The organism is Kribbella antibiotica, assembly GCF_004349055.1.
GTDB classification, from domain to species: Bacteria; Actinomycetota; Actinomycetes; order Propionibacteriales; family Kribbellaceae; genus Kribbella; species Kribbella antibiotica.
The window spans coordinates 75895-92340 of sequence record NZ_SMKX01000008.1; the positions used below are offsets into that span (position 1 = coordinate 75895).

Consider the following 16446-nt stretch of genomic DNA (forward strand, 5'->3'; position numbering starts at 1 on the left):
GTCCCCTAAACGCCACCCCCGCAGCCGCACCCACGCTGCAACCCCCAACCTCTACCCGTCCATCGGTACGCTTCCGACCGTGACAACCCTCGACTGGTCAGATGTGCGCGAACGAATCGAGCACCTTCGGCGCGCAGACCGCCGTCGCGTGGTGTTCGGTGCCGACGAACACACCTGGCAACTCGAGCCACCGCTCGGACCGGACGAGTTGGCTGACGCCGAGACCCAACTCGGAGTCGAACTGCCTGCGGAGTATCGGTCGTTCGTGCTGCAAGTCGGGCGCGGTGGGGCCGGTCCGGCGTACGGGCTCTTTCCGGTACGACGTCTGGCCGGGCGCTGGCAGTGGGACGGCGATGGCGCCGAGCTCACTGACCTGGACACGCTCGACCAGCCCTTCCCGCATGTCCAGGCCTTCAACCCGGCCGATGGGACACCTGCGCGGGAGGACTTTGAGTCCGACGACGCGTGGGTGGAGGCGGTCGATGCGATCGTCTACGACCCCAAGCACTCCATCGGGCTTCTCTACCTGTGTCACCTGGGATGCGCGCTTCGCGAGTGCCTGGTGATCACTGGGCCGGCGCGCGGTCAGATGTGGGCGGACGACACAACCGAGGACAAGGGGTTCCGGCCGATGTACGACGAGGACCGGACGCCCCTCGGCTTCGCCCGGTGGTACCGGCGCTGGCTTGATGCGGCCGAGCGGCAGGTTCTTTAGACCTCGGCGTCGTACATGAACTTGCGGACGTCTTGGGGACAGCGGCAAGCGGCGGCCACTTTGGCGGCCCAGTGCAGGGCTTCTTCGCGGGTGGCGACCTCGACGACGAAGACACCGCCGATGAGCTCTTTGCTTTCGGGGTAGGGGCCGTCGGTGATGAGGCCGTTGGTGTCCACTACGGCGGGGTTGGCGGCGAGGGTTTCGTCGTCGGTGTCGTAGTGGATGCCGCCGGTGAAGATGAGGACGCCGGCGGTCTTCGCTTCGCGGCAGACTGCGTGTGCGTCTTCGCCGACCTGCGGGAAGTCTTCTGCGGGGATGTGGTCCATCGCGCCGCGGTCGAACGAGATCAGGTACTTGTCCATGTCAGCACTCCACTCCGGCGGTCACCCGTGGACCGCCTGTTACCTGCGCAACGAACGCCGAACCGCGATTTCGACAGGTTACTCAGACTTCTGTTCGGTGCGGGCCAGGCCCTCGAGGACGCCGATGCGGTCGTAGAGGTCGATCAGGGTGACGCCGTCCGCGACCACGCCGGAGCGATTCCGGTGCTGCCGGACAAAATCCTCGCGGCTCTGACCCGGCGCCTGCTGAAACGGACCCTGACTGACAAACGCGCCCGGCTCCGCCCCCGGGCCACGCCCCTCGAGGACACGGACGCGATCGTAAAGATCGACCAGCGTGACGCCATCCGCGACCACACCGGAGCGATTCCAGTGCTGCCGGACAAAATCCTCGCGACTCTGACCCGGCGCCTGCTGAAACGGACCCTGACTGACAAACGCGCCCGGCTCCGTCCCCGGGCCACGCCCCTCAAGGACACGGACGCGATCGTAAAGATCGACCAGCGTGACGCCATCCATGACCACGCCCGAGCGGTTCCAGTACCGCCGGACAAAATCCTCGCGGCTCTCCCCCGCGGCCTGGTGGAACGGATTCTGCCCGGCCGGCGCGCCCAGCACCCCGCTGCGGCGGACTTTCTTGATCACCAAGATCGGGAAGAAGATGCAGAGCAGCACGATCGGGATGAGGATCAGGAACAGCCAGTTCGGTGACACAAATCCTCCGGGTTCAGTTCTGGGTGCAGTTGTCGGCGAAGCGTGCGTCGGCCCAGACGGCCGGCGGGCGGGTGCCCTCGCGCTTCACGGCGGACGAGAAGAGCTTGATCTGGCTGTGCCCGGTCAGCTCGACCTGGACGGGGCGGGTCTCGTTCGTGGCGGTCTGATAGTCGGCAACGCTCTTGCCGTCCAGGTAGACCTGGAAGGCCATCACGTTGCCGCTCGACCCTTTGGTGTCGATACCGACGGTCGAGCAGAAGTACTTGCCCTCAGTGATCGCGAACTCGAACGTGTACTCGACGAACGGGTTCGGCGGTTTCAGGCTGTGCAGGTACTGCGTGCGCTTGCCCTTGTCACTGAGCTCCGCCTGCTGCTGCCGGGTGTCACCCTGGAGCGCGTCGAGATCCGCGAGGTACTGGACTGCCGCGGGCTCCGTCGTACTCGGCGGCGGCGATTCGGACGGATCCGTTACCGGCGGTGGCGTGCTCGGTACGGTCGCCGACGGCGAGTTGCCGGGCGGTGGTGCCGTACCCTCGTCGTCCTTCGATCGCAACGTCAGGTACGCCGTCAAGAGCCCCGCGATCGCAGCCGCCAAGATCACCAGTTCAGTGATCAGTTTGACCCGCGAAGAGCCTTCCTTCTTCTCTGCCACGTTCCCCCACTCGCCTCGGCCCCGAATGCTAGGCGACCATCACCCACCGTGACAACGGGACAAATCCTGCCTCCACTCACCGGCCCGGATTCTCCAGATCTTCACGAGTGGAACTGTGGAGCGGGTTTTCCTTGAAGCACGAAGGGATTGGTGCCCTGGGCGGCGAGGAGGTACCAGGCGGTGGCACCGGTGTGGAGGGACGCGTAGTAGAGGTCGCCGAAGCCGGTGTCGAGTCCGTCGGACGAGGCGGCGACGATGCCGCGACCGTCTGCGTTGGGCGCGCGGGTCTGGGCGTCGCGGAGGCTCGCGAGGTAGTTGCTGACTCTCGCTCTGTCGCCCGGAGCATTACGAAGCTTGAGTGCGGCGACCAGATGGGCCGTGCCCTCGAACCACACTTTGGAGGTGTCAGTGTCACTGAAGCTGATGCCGGTGAAGCCGTTGTCGGTCGCCCCAAGAGTGTTGATGGTCCAGGTCAGCGCTGGGCTGTAGTCGCGGGTCGCCAGGTAGGCCCAGACCTGTACGTCGGCCGGGACCGGGTGCCGGTTGATCGTGACGCCGTCGGGGTTCGTGCCGGTCCACAGTTTGCTCCGGTCCCACATCGCGCGGACGAACGACGCCGCCTGCGCGGATCGGGTGCCCCAGATCGCCTTGCCGGTCTGGGTTCTGAGCATGGCGAAGAAAGCGGTGATGTCGATGTTGTGCTCGGTGGCCTTGAAGGTCAGCGGCTGATCGTCGGCACTGCGGCCGCCGGTGTAGCCGGGGATACCGGCAGCGGACCAGGTGTGCGCCTGAATCCAGTTGGCGGCGGTCAGCGCACCGGCCAAATACTTCTGCTGCTTAGTCCGGTGGTAGAGGTGACAGAGCGCCATACCGACCCAGGCTTGGTTGCCCGAGTAGGCGGCCGGCGATCCGATGTACGGCGTACCGTCGGCGGTGATCAGCGGGTCAGGCTGGTACGACGCTCGCGTGCGACCGTCGCCGATCGGGTCGTGGGACTGCACGTACAGCAGCACGTCGCCGAGCATCTTCGCGCGGTCGAGTTGGGCGGCCGAGCCTTCGTGGATCAACGCGATCACGGTGAGGGCGTCGTCGTACAGGAAGGACGAGACGAAGTTGATGGTGTCGAAGAAGCCGCCGGTGTAGCTGCGCGGGACGCGCAGGGTGGAACCGGCGCCGTACTCGTCGATCTTTGCGGCGAGGAAGCCTGCGGCCGCGGTCATCGAGGCGTCCGCCGGGCGGCAGGTGGCTTCGGCGCGGGGAGCGGTGAGGGCTAGGGCTGCGATTCCACCGAGTACTGCACGGCGCGACACGGTCATGGAAATAATTTCCACTTTGGGCTCCCTGGTGTCAATATCATGGAAACAATTATTGCTCTCGGTGAGGAGCCTGCGATGAGTCTCGACGGTGTGCGGGCGGCCTACGACGGGCTCAGTGGATCGCTGCGGCAGATCGCCGACTTCGTGCTGGCAGAGCCATCGACCGCTTCACGATTAACGATCACCGAACTGGCGGAACGCACCGGGACGTCACAAGGAACGGTCACTCGCTTCTGCCGGACCTGTGGACTGACCGGGTTCGCGGAGCTTCGGGTCGCGCTTGCGGAGGCGGCCGGGGCACAGCGGTGGAGCGCCGACATCGGCCGTGAGATCGGGCCCGACGACAGCGCCGATCAGGTCATGAAGGTGCTGATGGCAACTACCACGCAAGCCCTCGCCGACACCGCCGCCCGGCTCGATCTTTCAAGCGTCGACACTGTGGCTGAACGCTTGGCGACCGCTCGGCAATGTCACTTCTTCGGCGTCGGCACCAGCGGGGTCAGCGCCGACGAACTGCGCCGACGACTGCAACGCATCGCCATCCCCTGTTGGAGTTCTGGCGATGTTCACAGCGGCCTGGTCTCCGCGACGCTCGCCGAACCGACCGACGTCTACATCGGCATCTCTACGTCCGGTCGGATCACCGAAACCATCGAGGTACTGCGCGCCGCCCGCGACCGCGGTGCGCTCACCGTTGCCATCACCGCCCACCCGAACTCGCCGCTGGCCGAGGTCGCGGATCACGTCCTCACCACCGCCGCCCCGGGCACTGACCCGGCCACGCTGGCCGATCGGCATGCCCAGTTCCTCGTGCTCGACATCCTCTACACCCGCGTCGCTCAACACACCCACGCCGACACCCTTCCGCGCCTGATCGCGACAGCAAAAGCACTGGACTCGCACCGAGATACTGGCCGACATGGAAAAGGTTGAGGTTGTCGTCGCCCACAGCGATCGCGCGACGCTGCGCGTCGGCGACGTGTTCGTGAAGATCGACTCCGATCAGTCGAACCTCGACGTCGAGATCGAGGCCATCGCGCTGGCCCCGGTTCCCACGCCTGAAATCCTTTGGCGCAAGGCGCCTGCGCTCGCAATCGCCGCCGTACCGGGCGAAGCACTCGGCGTACTCGGCGAGCCCTCCCCCGCTTCGCCAGCAGCCTGGGCCGCCGCAGGTTTGGTCATTCGCCAACTGCACGACGCACCTCTGCCACCCTGGCCAGGCCGGATCCTCGACGACATCGTCGCCGAACTCGACCGCGAATGCGGCTGGCTGATCAGCAACGCCGTGCTCCCGGCTGACCTGGTCACCCGCAACCGCGAGGTCGCTGAAGCCGCCCTCCGCCCGTGGACGCCCGCCTTCATCCACGGCGACCTGCAGATCACCCACGTCTTCACGTCCGACGATGCCGTCACCGGAATCATCGATTGGTCCGAAGCAGCCCAAGGCGACCCTCTCTGGGACCTCGCCAGCCTCACCCTCGGCCACGAGGAACAGCTCCCCCACCTCCTAGCCGGCTACGGCCCCGCCGACCTCGACATCATCCGCGCCTGGTGGTCAATCCGCAGCCTCTGCAACGCCCGCTGGCTCCTCGAGCACGGTTTCGATCCGAACACCCCCGGCGCCGAGTTCGACGTACTGCGCGCTCGGATGTGAACCTCATGTCGTACAGTGTTCGCTAGACGAACACCGTTCGATGGAGGTTGGCTCATGAGCAAGGTCCTGATCCTCGGCGCCAACGGCCGCAGCGGCCGCCTCCTGGTCGAGGAGGCCCGCGCCGCCGGGCACGAAGTAACCGCCGCCGTCCGCACACCCCAGCCAGGCGCTCAGGTCGTCGACCTCCGCGACCCAGCCTCTGTGGAGGTCGCTCTCAAAGGCCAAGACGTAGTCATCTCCGCCATCGGCCCCGCCGGCCGCAAAGCCGACGGCCTGTACTCCGACGCCGCCCGAGCCCTGATCCCCGCCCTGGACGGCGTCCGCCTGATCGCCATCACCTCAGCCGGCGTTCGCCACAACGACCCCAACTTCAAACCGGTCTACCGCATCCTCGCCAACACACTCATGCGCGAGGCATACGACGACATGCGCGCCATGGAGTCCCTAGTGGCCGCGGCCGACCTCGACTGGACCTTCGTCCGCCCGACCCGCCTCCTGGACGAGCCCGCCACCGGCACCTACCGGGTCGAAGACAACCAAACTCCCGTCGGCGGCTGGCAGATCACCCGCACCGACCTGGCCCGCTTCGTCATCGACGAGATCACCACCCAAGCCTGGCTCCACCGCCAGCCAACCCTGGCCGAATAGCGTCGTACCGTGCCAGCCATTCCAGGATCGCGCGATTCGTCTCCTCGGGCTTCTCCTGCTGGATCCAGTGCCCGCTGTCGAGGTGGATCTCTTCGACGTTGGGCACGAACTCCGCGAGATTCTCGGCCGGGGCCACGGCGTCGCGGTCGCCGTAGATCATGAGGGCGGGCTGGTGGATGATCGGGTCGACGTCGGCAAGCAGGTGCCAGCCGCGGTCAAGGTTCCGGTACCAGTTGATGCCGCCAGTGAACCTGGACTTCTCGAAGGCTGCGACGTAGACGCCCAGGTCGCTGTCATTCAGCAGAGGTTCTCCGAGAGCAGTCTCCGCCCGAGCAAGATCGATCATCACCATCCCTGGCCGCGGCTCCTGGCGAGGCTCGTTCTTGCGGTACAGGTTGCGCAGGAATCGTTCCGGGTTCTCGTCCAACACGGCGTCGGCAACACCGGGCTGCCGGTTGAAATGGACGAAGTAGAAGTCGCTACCGAGCACCGCTTCCATGAACTCGATCCAGGGCGTCTCTCCGCGCACCTGGTACGGCAGGCTCAGACAGATCACCTTGTTGACCCGCGTCGGATGCAGCAGGGTGAGACTCCACACGACCATCGCGCCCCAGTCATGCCCGATGAAGATCGCATCCTCGTAGCCATAGTGGTCGAGGAGCGCGACAAGATCGCCAGCCAGATGCGCGACGTCGTACGCGGCGACCTCGTCCGGGCGGGAGGAGCCGCCGTACCCGCGTTGATTGGGGGCGATGACGTGGTAGCCCGCAGCAACGAGCGCAGGCACCTGATAACGCCAGGTGAAGGCGAGATCCGGCCAGCCGTGGCATAGCACCACAAGCTTCCCGGCGTTCTGTCTGCCCGCTTCGAAGACCTCCAGCTCAACGCCATTGACGGCGATCAGTGTGGGCTCGGGGAAGTTGGACGAGTTAGTCGGCAAGTTCATGCCTCCCACCCAAGTACCAGTACCGGTCACCTCATGACCGGTATATCCAGCACTGACGTGGCCGGGTGCGATATCGACACCCGCTCCCCTGGCCCTCCAACGAAAACAGGTCAGGAGGCGTAATGCCTTCCTGACCTGCTGTTCTTGCGGTGGAGCTTAGGGGATTCGAACCCCTGACCTCTTCCATGCCATGGAAGCGCGCTACCAACTGCGCCAAAGCCCCGCGGTGTTCCCTTGCGACTCCGAAAGCTTAGCGGATGAAGGGCGGAGAAGAAAAATCGGATACCTGGCTGGGGGTGGTGAGGTAGATGACATGGGTCATCCGGGTGTCGTGCTTGCGTTGCTGAGCAGGCGAACTGCGTGATGCGAACGACGCGAAGGACAGGAGGTGTGTGCCTGCACCGTTGCCTCGCACGCTCAGCAGATTGCCTGGGAACCCACGGGCGACTACTACATGTTCCTACCGACGCTCGTCAGCTGATCAGTCGATGCGGAGCCGATCATCGGAGTCCTGCTGCCGTATAGCGGCAGCAGACTTCCGTGAACCTGGCACTCGGGTCCTGCGCGGTGCCCGGCGCAGCACGAAGCACTGCAGGTAGTGGCGGCGTCCAGCGCAGGCACGCTGTGCGAACGGCCGCTGAGGATGCGTTAGGCGACTACCTGCAGTCGCTCGTGCCGCGCTGCAACCAACTCTTCGGTCCATGCGGTCTGCGGGAGCGCGGTCGAGCCGTCGCCGGAGGCGGGCAAGAGGCTGTCGCCGCGAAGCGGTGTCCGTTGTGCGTGGCGCCGCCCAGCCCAGTTCGTTGGGCCAATGCGGTGGGCGGAACGGCGGCCGCTCTGTCGCCGCGGAGCGGTGTCCGTTTGTGTCCGGCGCCGAGAGTCAGCCCCGGGGCGACGGGCGCGGGCGTCGTCGGAGGCGACCAAATGGGCTGTCGCCGCGGAGGGGTGTCCTTTTAGCCCTGGGGGTCGTCGGACATTACTGGTTCGGGGAGGGAGCCTGCGTTCCACTCTTCGATGCGCCAGCCGGTGGCGCGGTTGGGGAGGAGGGAGACCCAGTTGCAGTTGGAGAGGCCGCCGAAGGCGGGCCAGTGGGGGTCTGGGATGTTGAGGAAGCGGCAGATGCCGACGCGGGCGGCCAGGCCGTGGGTGGCGATGACGGTGGTGTCGGCGGACTCACCTTGCAGAGAAATGCGGGTGAGGGCGTCGGCGAAGCGGGTGGCTACCTCTTCGACGGTTTCGCCAGCGGTGCCGCGGCGTTGGGGGGCGCCGGATTTGATGCGGGCGGCGGCCTCGGGGTGGCGGGCGGCTAGTTCGGCCTGGGTGAGGCCGGCCCAGTCGTCGACGTCGATCTCGCGCAGGGACTTGTCGTACTCGATGTGCAGCCCGGTCAGGACCGCCAGTTCGCCGGCGGTGGCAGCGGCGCGCTGGAGGTCACTGGCGAACAGGCGGGTGGGAGCCAGGGCGGCCAGGCGGGCGGCGGCGGCGCGGGCCTGGCCGATGCCCACCTCGTCGAGGGGGATGTCGGCCTGGCCCTGGATCTTGTCGGCCAGGTTCCATTCGGTACGGCCGTGCCGCCAGACGATCAGCCGCCCAGCAGTCATTCGGCCGAACCCGAGGCTGTGTCTGAACCGGGTACGTCGGACGGCAGCTTGATGACTGGGCAGTCGCGCCACAGCCGCTCGAGGGAGTAGAAGTTGCGCTCCTCGTCGTGCTGGACGTGGATCACGATCTCCAGGTAGTCGAGCAGGACCCAACGGCCTTCGCGGGCGCCTTCGCGGCGTACCGGCTTGATGTCGAAATCGGCGCGGAGCTTCTCCTCGACGGCGTCCACGATGGCGCGCACCTGGCGGTCGTTGGAGGCGGACGCGACCAGGAAGGCGTCGGTGATGGCGAGCTGCTCGGAGACGTCGAAGGCGAGAACGTTCTCGGCCTTCTTGTCGTGGGCCGCCTCGGCGGCCGCGGTGAGCAGCTCGATGGCGCGTTCTGAGGCTGGCATTAACAGTCCTAACGGTTGATGTAGAGCTCGCGCTTGGCGATGTACTGGACGATGCCGTCCGGGACCAGGTACCAGGTCGGGTTTCCCTTGGCGACCCGGGCCCGGCATTGCGTCGACGAGATCGCCAGCGCCGGAACTTCCAGCAAGGTGATCCGGTCCATCGGCAGCTTGTCCAGCGGCAGTTCGAGACTTTCGGTTCCGGGCCGCGTACAGCCGACGAACTGCGCGAGTTTGAACATCTCGTCGACGTCGCGCCAGGTGAGGATCTGGGCCAGCGCGTCGGCACCGGTGATGAAGAACAGCTCCGCGTCCGGATAGAGCGCGGACAGGTCGCGCAGCGTGTCGATCGTGTACGTCGGCCCGGGCCGGTCGATGTCGACCCGACTGACCGAGAATCTCGGGTTCGACGCGGTGGCGATCACCGTCATCAAATACCGGTCCTCGGCCGCGGAGACGTCGCGATCGAGCTTCTGCCAGGGCTGGCCGGTCGGGACGAAGATGACCTCGTCCAGATCGAAGTAGGCCTGGACCTCGCTGGCGGCGACCAGGTGACCGTGGTGGATCGGGTCGAACGTCCCGCCCATCACGCCCAGCCGGCGGACCCGCTCGACGGCAGTCATATCAGCTGTGCGGCCGGCCCTTGCCCATGATCACCGTGACGAGAATCAGCAGGGACAGGACAACGAGGGTGAACCCGCCGTACCACCACGGCGAGATGTGTGAGGCCTCAGCGGCCTCCTCGAGGGCCGCGAGCTGCGGCACGACAAGGTTCAGCATGGTCAGAGCCTATCTCGTGGCCGGACACAGGAGCGCGACCGGTGGCTCTTCAGGCCATCCGGTCGCGCGTGAGGTCGGTTTTTCAGTTGCTGCGGGCGTGACGGGTCAGCAGCCGGCGCCAGAGGGACGGCACGGCGGCAGCGCGCTGATACTGCGCAGCGACACGGTGCATCTCGTCGATGTGGGCACGGGCAACGTCGGGGGTGATCATGTTTCCTTCACTGGGTTGTCAGGCTACGGTCGGGGCGGTCCGGCCCCGACATCTCAAATTGTACGACAATCATCCGGTCCACACAAACGAATTGAAGGCAGATCAGGCGAAGTGCCTACGAATCTGCGGCAAACAGGAGGTTCACCCCGTATGGACGTGATCGATCGGCAGCTGATCGAGGCCTTGCGGCTGAACGGCCGCTCCAGCTGGGCGGAGCTCGGCCGGGTGGTCGGGCTGTCCGGCCCGAGCGTCCAGGAGCGGGTACGGCGTCTGGAAGAGCGCGGCGTCCTCCTCGGTTATCGCGCGATCGTGGCGCCGAGTGAGGTCGGGCTCGGCACGAGCGCCCTGATCGGCCTGTTCCAGCGCGACGACGTCGAGACCGACGACATCGTGGACCAGGTCCGCGAGATCGCCGCCGTCGAGGACTGCTGGTTCGTCGCCGGCGACCAGGAGCTCGTCGTGAAGATCCGCGTCGCCGACGTCAGCCAGCTAGAGGCCGTGGTCGGCTCTCTGCGCCGCGTGAACGGCGTGGTCCGCACCCGTACGACGGTCGTCCTCTCCACACGCTGGGAAGGCCGCCCAGCGCCGCTGCCCGAGGAGTGAGCCCCGTACGGCGCTCACAGCGTCGGGGCGGCCGCCTGATCCTCATGACGAGCCCGGGCGGCCTCGATGTCGGGGACGTGTTGCTCAGCCCACGCCCGTACGGCGCGGAGCGGGATCAGGAGGGACCGCCCCAACGGCGTCAGCGCGTATTCGACATGCGGCGGATTGGCGACGTACTCACGTCGGCTGATCAGCCCGTCGACCTCCAGGGACCGCAGCGTCTCGGTCAGCACCTTTGGAGTGATGCCCTGGATGTGCGCCTTCAGTTCGGTGAAGCGACGAGGTCCGTCGGCGAGGGCGTTGACGATGAACACCGTCCAGCGAGCACCGATGCGGTGCAGCACGGTCCGGCTCGGACAGGTCGCCGCCATCACGTTGTACGCCTTGCCCATGGCTGCTCCCAGTTCCGTTGAAGATACCGGTATCAAATCCATACCGTGAGACCCGATCCTACGAGAGGGAGTGGCGAATATGGAGCGGATCCTGGTCATCGGCGGTGCACGGGCGCTGGGAGCGGCCGTCGCGCGACGCGCGGTGCAGGACGGGTACGACGTGGTGATCGGCGCCCGTGACCTGGCGGCTGCCGAGGCACTGGCGGTCGAGCTCGGCGCGACCGCGGTGCGTATCGACCTGCAGGACGAGACGACAATGGCCGCCGCAGCCGCACTGCTCGCGGACGGCATCGACCACCTTGTGATGACTGGTTCGGCACCGCACGACGTACGGGCTGTCGAACTGGAGCACGACAAACTGGTGACCGCGTTCACCGCGAAGGTGATCGGACCGATGCTGGTCGCCAAGCACTTCGCACCGGTACTGCGGCCGACCGGGTCGATCGTCGTGTTTTCCGGGGTCGTCGGCTGGCGCCCAGGCCCCGGCTCGCTCGTGAAGGGCGTGACCAACGGCGCGGTCGAGTACCTCGCTCGCCATCTCGCGGCGGATCTCGCTCCAGTGCGGGTCAATGCCATTTCGCCCGGTGTCATCGACTCGGGCGCGTGGGACCGGTTGGGCGACGGCAAGGCCGGTCTCCTCAGTAAGAGCGCGGCCGGCACGCTGGTCGGACGGTCCGGCGAGTCCGACGACATCGTCGACGCGGTCATGTGGCTCCTCCGCGCGGGCTTCATCTCCGGCGAGACGGTCCACCTCGAGGGCGGTGCTCGCCACAAGACCGCCTGAGGCCCCGCTAGGGTCGGAGGGTGAACGCGGTTGAGGTGTGGTGGGCGCGGGTCGATCAGGCTCAGGCGGAGTTCCTCAATGATCTGAACGCGATCGAGCAGGAGCGGTATGCGCGATACCGGCGTGACGATGACAAGGCCCGGTTCCTGCTGGGAGTGACGCTCGTACGGCGCTTGGTCGGTGAGCGCATGTCCGTTCCGCCGGCGAGCGTCGTACTGGATCGGTCGTGTCGGGACTGCGGAAAGCCGCATGGCAAGGTGCGGACCGCGGGTGTCGAGCTGTCGGTGTCGCACTCGGGCGAGTGGGTTGGCTTGGCGATCGGTACGGCGCCGGTCGGGCTGGACGTGGAGCGGATCGACTCGCGGACGGATGTCGACGGGGTCGCGGACATGACCTTGGCGCCTGAGGAGCTTCAGGAGCTCAAGCGGTACGACGGGATCGCGAAGGCGCGGGCGTTCACGCGGTACTGGACGCGTAAGGAGTCGCTGGTCAAAGCCACCGAGGACGGGATCGGCGCCGGACTGTGTGGCGTGGTGGTGAGCTCACCGGATCAGCCAGCCGCCGTGGTGCGGTGGGAGGGACATGACGGTCCGGCGCAGCTAGTGGATGTCCAGACACCGGACGACGACCACCTGGCGGCTCTGGCAGTCTTGAGTGCCGAGCCGCCCGTCGTCCATGTGGATCAGTTCCGGATCTGACCTTCGCCGGTGACGACGTACTTGGTGGACGTCATTTCGGGCAGGCCCATCGGGCCGCGGGCGTGGAGTTTCTGGGTGGAGATGCCGATCTCGGCGCCGAACCCGAACTCGCCGCCGTCGGTGAAACGCGTGCTGGCGTTGACGACGACCGCGGCCGAGTCGACGGCCTGCACGAAACGGCGGGCCGCGGCCTGGGAGCGCGTGATGATCGCGTCGGTGTGACCGGAGCTGTAACGACGAATGTGCTGTACGGCGCTCTCCAGCGACTCGACCACCGCGGCCGACAGGTCGAGTGAGTTGTACTCGGTCCCGTAGTCCTCGTCCGTCGCCGCCACAATGTCCTTGCCCGCAGCAACAACTGTCGGATCACCGTGCACCGTCACGCCCGCGGAAGCCAACGCAGGAAGGGCAATCGCCAAGAAATCGTCAGCCACTGATGCATGCACGAGCAGCGACTCGGCCGCGTTGCACACACTCGGCCGCTGCGTCTTCGAGTTCAGCAGGATCTCCAGCGCAAGACCGAGATCGGCGTCAGCATCGACGTACACGTGGCAGTTGCCCACGCCCGTCTCGATCACCGGCACTGTGGACTCGCTGACCACGGTCTGGATCAGCCCCGCTCCCCCGCGCGGAATCAGTACGTCGACCAGCCCGCGCGCCTGCATGAGCTCCTTCACGGCAGCCCGGTCCGTCGGCACGCCCTGCACCACGTCAGCCGGCAATCCCACCGACGCTGCGGCATCGCGCAGTACGGAGATGATCGCCACGTTGGACGCGGCCGCGGACGAAGACCCCCGCAGCAGCACGGCATTGCCCGACTTGAGGCAGATGCCGGCCGCGTCGGCCGTCACGTTCGGCCGGGCCTCGTAGATGATCCCGACGACGCCGAAGGGCACGCGGACCTGACGCAGCTCGAGACCGTTCGGCAGCGTGTACCCGCGCACGACCTCGCCGACCGGATCGGTCAGACCGGCCAACTGCTCCAGCCCTGCAGCCATCCCGTCGACCCGGCCGGCATCCAAAGCAAGGCGGTCGACGGTGGATTCCGGCGTACCGGCCTCGCGTGCCGCCGCGACGTCGACTGCGTTGGCCGCCACGATCGCGTCTGTGTTCGCCCGCAGCGCGGCCGCCATTGCGTGCAGTGCCGCGTCCTTGGTCGCCCGTGAGGCTTCCGCCAACGCGTACGACGCCTCGCGCGCCCGCTGGGCCAGTTCGATGATCTCGCTCACGGAACCATCCTAGATTCGAGGTTCACAACAGGACCAGGTCGTCTCGGTGGACGACTTCACGTTCGTACGCCGGGCCGAGCTCGCGCGCCAGCTCGTGAGTGGAGCGGCCAAGCAGGCCAGGCAGCTCAGCTGCGTCGTAGTTCACCAGTCCACGGGCCACAACGACGCCGGTCGGCGAGACCAGGTCGACGGGGTCGCCGGCCGAGAAAGTGCCTTCGACAGCAGTGATACCGGCTGGGAGCAGGGACTTTCGCCGTACGGTGACGGCTTGGACGGCGCCCTCGTCCAGTCGCAGGCTGCCGACGCCGGTGGTGGCGTGCGCCAGCCACAGCATGCGGGTTTTCTGGCGACGGCCGGTGGGGTGGAACAACGTGCCAACACGCTTGCCCTGCAAGGCTTCTGCGACCAGCGCCGCCGAAGTCAGTACGACGGGAATCCCGGCTTCGGTGGCGATCGCGGCCGCCTCGACCTTCGTCTGCATGCCGCCGGTGCCGACACCGGATGAGCCGGTCTTGCCGATCGCGAGCGGCTCCAGATCGGCGGCACCGCGAACCTCGGTGACCATCGTCGTCCCCGGTTTGCGCGGATCGCCGTCGTACAGGCCATCGACGTCCGACAGCAGCAGCAACAGGTCCGCGTGCACGAGGTGGCTGGTCAGTGCGGCCAGCCTGTCGTTGTCACCAAAGCGAATCTCGGTGGTGGCGACGGTGTCGTTCTCGTTCACGATCGGTACGACGCCCAGCTCCAGCAACCGTGCAAACGTCCGGAACGCGTTGCGGTAGTGGCTGCGCCGGGTCACGTCGTCGACTGTCAGCAGCACCTGACCGACCCGCAGGTCATGCGCGCCGAACGCCTCGCTGTAGCGAGCCATCAGCTCGCCCTGTCCCACCGAAGCAGCCGCCTGCTGCGTCGCCAAGTCACGCGGTCGCGAACGCAACCCCATCGGAGCCAGCCCGGCCGCGATCGCTCCCGACGAGACGAGCACGACCTCGGTCCCCGTCGCCCGCCGCGCCGCAATGGCATCGACGAGCGGCCGGAGCCGGTCCATGTCGATCCGCCCGCGCTGAGTCAGCGACGACGAACCCACCTTGACGACAATTCGCGTGGCCTCGACGGCCTCCGCGCGCATGTTCATCAGGTATCAACCGTTCTGGTCGAGATCCTTTTGCGCAGCGAGCTCGCGTGCTTCCTTGCGCGCCAGCTTCTCCGCCTTCTCCGCAACTCGCCTGGCCTCGGCCGGGGTCAGGTCGACCTCGTCCTCGATCCAGCCGTGACCGTACTCCGACAGGTCGGACTTGGTTTTCTCGCCGGACCGGAGCGCGTGGTATTCCTCGTCCTTGCGCCGGCGCCGGTCGAGCGCAGGCCGGTTCTCCTCCAGCCGCTGGTCCTCGCCACGGCGGGACAGCAGCTCCGCGCCGGCCTGGACCTCGGGAGCGAAGTCGAACATGACGGCGTTGGGTCCGTCGCCGATGATGACGCCTTCGCCCTCCGTCGCGCCGAGCTCGAGCAGCGCCCGCTCGACGCCGAGCCGGTTCAGCCGGTCGGCCAGGTAGCCAACGGCCTCCGGGTTCGTGAAGTCGGTCTGCTTGACCCAGCGCTCGGGCTTGCCGCCCTGCACCAGCCAGTCGCCTTCGCCGTCGGCCGGCAGCTTCTTGACCTTGAACTCGGGCCCGCCCTGGACCTGCGGCCGGATGATGATCCGGGTGCTGTCCGGCTTCTCTTCCTCCGCGCGACGCTTGGCCACGATCTCGGCCATCGCGAACTTCAAGGCCTCCAGGCCTTCGTGCGAAGCGGTCGAGATCGGGAACACCTGCAGCCCGCGCTCTTCCAGACCCTCTTGCACCATCTCCGCGATCTCACGCGCGTCCGGTACGTCGATCTTGTTCAGGGCAACGAGTCGCGGCCGGTCCTCGAGACCACCATGGGCGGTCAGCTCGGCCTCGATCGTGTCGAGGTCGCTGAGCGGGTCACGCCCCGGTTCGTACGTCGCACAGTCGATGACGTGCACGAGTGCCGCGCAGCGCTCGACGTGGCGCAGGAAGTCGTGCCCGAGCCCGCGGCCCTCGCTGGCGCCCTCGATCAGACCCGGTACGTCGGCCACGGTGAAAGTGGTCTCGCCACCGGCGACCACGACGCCCAGGTTGGGGATCAGGGTGGTGAAGGGGTAGTCGGCGATCTTCGGCCGAGCGCGACTGATCGACGCGATCAGCGACGACTTGCCGGCGCTCGGGAAGCCGACCAGACCGATGTCGGCGACAACCTTGAGCTCCAGGACGAGCGTGCGCTCCTCGCCGTCCTCACCGAGCAGGGCGAAACCGGGCGCCTTACGGGAGCTGCTGGCCAGGGCCGCGTTGCCGAGACCACCCTTGCCACCTTGGGCTGCCACGAATTCGGCGCCGGGGCCAACCAGGTCGGCCACGACGATGCCGTCGACCGAGATCACGGTTCCCTCCGGGACCGGCAGGATGACGGTTTCGCCGTTGCTGCCGGCCTGGTGGTCACCCTTGCCCTGGGCACCGTTCGTGCCGGCGCGGTGGCTGGAGCGGTGGTAGTCGACGAGTGTGGTGGTGTCCGGGTCGACGCGGAGAATCACGCTGCCGCCGTCACCGCCGTTGCCGCCGTCCGGACCACCGAGGGGCTTGAACTTCTCCCGGTGCACCGAGGCACATCCGTGTCCGCCGCGGCCCGCGGTGACGTGCACCGTCACGCGGTCCACAAAGCTGGGGATTGCCATCGGTGTATCTCAACTTCCTGTAGCCAAATAAACGTA

21 protein-coding genes and 1 tRNA gene are annotated in these 16446 nt (G+C 66.9%); 7 read left to right on the top strand and 15 right to left on the bottom strand.

The window, feature by feature from the left end; genetic code table 11:
* Positions 1–79 precede the first annotated feature (79 nt).
* Positions 80–715 carry an SMI1/KNR4 family protein gene (locus E1263_RS04725; protein WP_132165735.1) on the top strand — a complete coding sequence of 212 codons (636 nt, stop codon included), beginning with the start codon at positions 80–82 and terminating at the stop codon, positions 713–715.
* On the opposite strand, the gene E1263_RS04730 is transcribed toward E1263_RS04725, so the two are convergent.
* The 4 genes from E1263_RS04730 to E1263_RS04745 form a co-directional block, all read right to left on the bottom strand.
* A complete protein-coding gene (locus E1263_RS04730) occupies positions 712–1077 on the bottom strand; it encodes a YciI family protein (protein ID WP_132165737.1) in 366 nt (121 codons plus the stop codon). The genes E1263_RS04725 and E1263_RS04730 overlap by 4 nt on opposite strands.
* A gap of 78 nt (positions 1078–1155) precedes the next feature.
* Positions 1156–1770, bottom strand: a complete 615-nt coding sequence (locus E1263_RS04735) for a hypothetical protein (RefSeq protein WP_132165739.1) — start codon at positions 1768–1770, stop codon at positions 1156–1158.
* Between the two features lie 13 nt (positions 1771–1783).
* Complete coding sequence (locus E1263_RS04740) at positions 1784–2422, bottom strand: NPCBM/NEW2 domain-containing protein (protein ID WP_165956467.1); 639 nt, start codon at positions 2420–2422, stop codon at positions 1784–1786.
* 101 nt (positions 2423–2523) lie between these two features.
* On the bottom strand, positions 2524–3738 hold the full coding sequence (locus E1263_RS04745; protein ID WP_132165743.1) for a hypothetical protein: 1215 nt from the start codon (positions 3736–3738) through the stop codon (positions 2524–2526).
* 75 nt (positions 3739–3813) lie between these two features.
* Here E1263_RS04745 and E1263_RS04750 point away from each other — a divergent pair, with 75 nt between their 5' ends.
* From E1263_RS04750 to E1263_RS04760, 3 genes are read left to right on the top strand one after another with little or no spacing between them, the layout of a single operon-like run.
* A complete protein-coding gene (locus E1263_RS04750; protein ID WP_165956468.1) occupies positions 3814–4671 on the top strand; it encodes a MurR/RpiR family transcriptional regulator in 858 nt (285 codons plus the stop codon).
* Positions 4658–5392, top strand: coding sequence for a phosphotransferase family protein (locus E1263_RS04755; RefSeq protein ID WP_132165747.1), 735 nt, complete (start codon positions 4658–4660; stop codon positions 5390–5392). Before E1263_RS04750 ends, E1263_RS04755 begins: the two co-directional genes overlap by 14 nt.
* Positions 5393–5446: 54 nt before the next feature.
* Positions 5447–6040: an NAD(P)-dependent oxidoreductase gene (locus E1263_RS04760; protein WP_132165749.1), complete on the top strand. Its 594-nt coding sequence runs from the start codon at positions 5447–5449 to the stop codon at positions 6038–6040.
* On the opposite strand, the gene E1263_RS04765 is transcribed toward E1263_RS04760, so the two are convergent.
* The 7 genes from E1263_RS04765 to E1263_RS44010 all read right to left on the bottom strand — a co-directional run bounded on the left by E1263_RS04765 (position 5994) and on the right by E1263_RS44010 (position 9970).
* Positions 5994–6986, bottom strand: a complete 993-nt coding sequence (locus tag E1263_RS04765) for an alpha/beta fold hydrolase (RefSeq protein ID WP_132165751.1) — start codon at positions 6984–6986, stop codon at positions 5994–5996. The two genes, E1263_RS04760 and E1263_RS04765, sit on opposite strands and share 47 nt — an antisense overlap.
* Positions 6987–7136: 150 nt before the next feature.
* Positions 7137–7209: transfer RNA gene (locus E1263_RS04770), tRNA-Ala, on the bottom strand.
* A gap of 730 nt (positions 7210–7939) precedes the next feature.
* The gene (locus tag E1263_RS04775) at positions 7940–8587 is read right to left on the bottom strand and encodes a histidine phosphatase family protein (protein ID WP_132165753.1); all 648 of its coding nucleotides are present in this window, start codon (positions 8585–8587) and stop codon (positions 7940–7942) included.
* Positions 8584–8982 carry a ribosome silencing factor gene (gene rsfS, locus E1263_RS04780; RefSeq protein ID WP_132165755.1) on the bottom strand — a complete coding sequence of 133 codons (399 nt, stop codon included), beginning with the start codon at positions 8980–8982 and terminating at the stop codon, positions 8584–8586. The genes E1263_RS04775 and rsfS overlap by 4 nt, the downstream gene beginning before the upstream one ends.
* Positions 8983–8990: 8 nt before the next feature.
* Entirely contained in the window at positions 8991–9602 is a 612-nt protein-coding gene (nadD, locus tag E1263_RS04785; protein ID WP_132165757.1) for a nicotinate-nucleotide adenylyltransferase, read from the bottom strand.
* 1 nt (position 9603) lies between these two features.
* A complete protein-coding gene (locus E1263_RS42535; protein ID WP_165956469.1) occupies positions 9604–9759 on the bottom strand; it encodes a hypothetical protein in 156 nt (51 codons plus the stop codon).
* A gap of 82 nt (positions 9760–9841) precedes the next feature.
* Positions 9842–9970: a hypothetical protein gene (locus E1263_RS44010; protein ID WP_272949645.1), complete on the bottom strand. Its 129-nt coding sequence runs from the start codon at positions 9968–9970 to the stop codon at positions 9842–9844.
* A gap of 150 nt (positions 9971–10120) precedes the next feature.
* Between E1263_RS44010 and E1263_RS04790 the strand changes: the two genes are divergently transcribed.
* The gene (locus tag E1263_RS04790) at positions 10121–10573 is read left to right on the top strand and encodes an Lrp/AsnC family transcriptional regulator (protein WP_132165759.1); all 453 of its coding nucleotides are present in this window, start codon (positions 10121–10123) and stop codon (positions 10571–10573) included.
* A gap of 14 nt (positions 10574–10587) precedes the next feature.
* On the opposite strand, the gene E1263_RS04795 is transcribed toward E1263_RS04790, so the two are convergent.
* Positions 10588–10965, bottom strand: coding sequence for a winged helix-turn-helix transcriptional regulator (locus tag E1263_RS04795; RefSeq protein ID WP_132165761.1), 378 nt, complete (start codon positions 10963–10965; stop codon positions 10588–10590).
* 79 nt (positions 10966–11044) lie between these two features.
* Between E1263_RS04795 and E1263_RS04800 the strand changes: the two genes are divergently transcribed.
* Both E1263_RS04800 and E1263_RS04805 read left to right on the top strand, forming a co-directional pair.
* The gene (locus tag E1263_RS04800) at positions 11045–11749 is read left to right on the top strand and encodes an SDR family oxidoreductase (RefSeq protein WP_202868720.1); all 705 of its coding nucleotides are present in this window, start codon (positions 11045–11047) and stop codon (positions 11747–11749) included.
* A gap of 20 nt (positions 11750–11769) precedes the next feature.
* Positions 11770–12447, top strand: coding sequence for a 4'-phosphopantetheinyl transferase family protein (locus tag E1263_RS04805; RefSeq protein ID WP_132165765.1), 678 nt, complete (start codon positions 11770–11772; stop codon positions 12445–12447).
* Here the strand turns inward: E1263_RS04805 and E1263_RS04810 are convergent.
* From E1263_RS04810 to obgE, 3 genes are read right to left on the bottom strand one after another with little or no spacing between them, the layout of a single operon-like run.
* Positions 12432–13676 (bottom strand): glutamate-5-semialdehyde dehydrogenase, encoded by a 1245-nt coding sequence (locus E1263_RS04810; RefSeq protein WP_132165767.1) that lies wholly within the window; start codon positions 13674–13676, stop codon positions 12432–12434. The genes E1263_RS04805 and E1263_RS04810 overlap by 16 nt on opposite strands.
* A 22-nt stretch (positions 13677–13698) precedes the next feature.
* Entirely contained in the window at positions 13699–14811 is a 1113-nt protein-coding gene (gene proB / locus E1263_RS04815; RefSeq protein ID WP_132165769.1) for a glutamate 5-kinase, read from the bottom strand.
* Between the two features lie 6 nt (positions 14812–14817).
* On the bottom strand, positions 14818–16410 hold the full coding sequence (gene obgE, locus E1263_RS04820) for a GTPase ObgE (protein ID WP_132165771.1): 1593 nt from the start codon (positions 16408–16410) through the stop codon (positions 14818–14820).
* Positions 16411–16446: the final 36 nt, after the last annotated feature.

Coding starts and splice junctions, on each gene's coding strand:
- E1263_RS04730 (WP_132165737.1), bottom strand. CDS start 1,077: ATGGACAAGTACCTGATCTCGTTCGACCGCGGCGCGATGGACCACATC.
- E1263_RS04745 (WP_132165743.1), bottom strand. CDS start 3,738: ATGACCGTGTCGCGCCGTGCAGTACTCGGTGGAATCGCAGCCCTAGCC.
- E1263_RS04750 (WP_165956468.1), top strand. CDS start 3,814: ATGAGTCTCGACGGTGTGCGGGCGGCCTACGACGGGCTCAGTGGATCG.
- E1263_RS04755 (WP_132165747.1), top strand. CDS start 4,658: ATGGAAAAGGTTGAGGTTGTCGTCGCCCACAGCGATCGCGCGACGCTG.
- E1263_RS04760 (WP_132165749.1), top strand. CDS start 5,447: ATGAGCAAGGTCCTGATCCTCGGCGCCAACGGCCGCAGCGGCCGCCTC.
- E1263_RS04765 (WP_132165751.1), bottom strand. CDS start 6,986: ATGAACTTGCCGACTAACTCGTCCAACTTCCCCGAGCCCACACTGATC.
- E1263_RS04775 (WP_132165753.1), bottom strand. CDS start 8,587: ATGACTGCTGGGCGGCTGATCGTCTGGCGGCACGGCCGTACCGAATGG.
- rsfS (WP_132165755.1), bottom strand. CDS start 8,982: ATGCCAGCCTCAGAACGCGCCATCGAGCTGCTCACCGCGGCCGCCGAG.
- nadD (WP_132165757.1), bottom strand. CDS start 9,602: ATGACTGCCGTCGAGCGGGTCCGCCGGCTGGGCGTGATGGGCGGGACG.
- E1263_RS42535 (WP_165956469.1), bottom strand. CDS start 9,759: ATGCTGAACCTTGTCGTGCCGCAGCTCGCGGCCCTCGAGGAGGCCGCT.
- E1263_RS44010 (WP_272949645.1), bottom strand. CDS start 9,970: ATGATCACCCCCGACGTTGCCCGTGCCCACATCGACGAGATGCACCGT.
- E1263_RS04790 (WP_132165759.1), top strand. CDS start 10,121: ATGGACGTGATCGATCGGCAGCTGATCGAGGCCTTGCGGCTGAACGGC.
- E1263_RS04795 (WP_132165761.1), bottom strand. CDS start 10,965: ATGGGCAAGGCGTACAACGTGATGGCGGCGACCTGTCCGAGCCGGACC.
- E1263_RS04800 (WP_202868720.1), top strand. CDS start 11,045: ATGGAGCGGATCCTGGTCATCGGCGGTGCACGGGCGCTGGGAGCGGCC.
- proB (WP_132165769.1), bottom strand. CDS start 14,811: ATGAACATGCGCGCGGAGGCCGTCGAGGCCACGCGAATTGTCGTCAAG.
- obgE (WP_132165771.1), bottom strand. CDS start 16,410: ATGGCAATCCCCAGCTTTGTGGACCGCGTGACGGTGCACGTCACCGCG.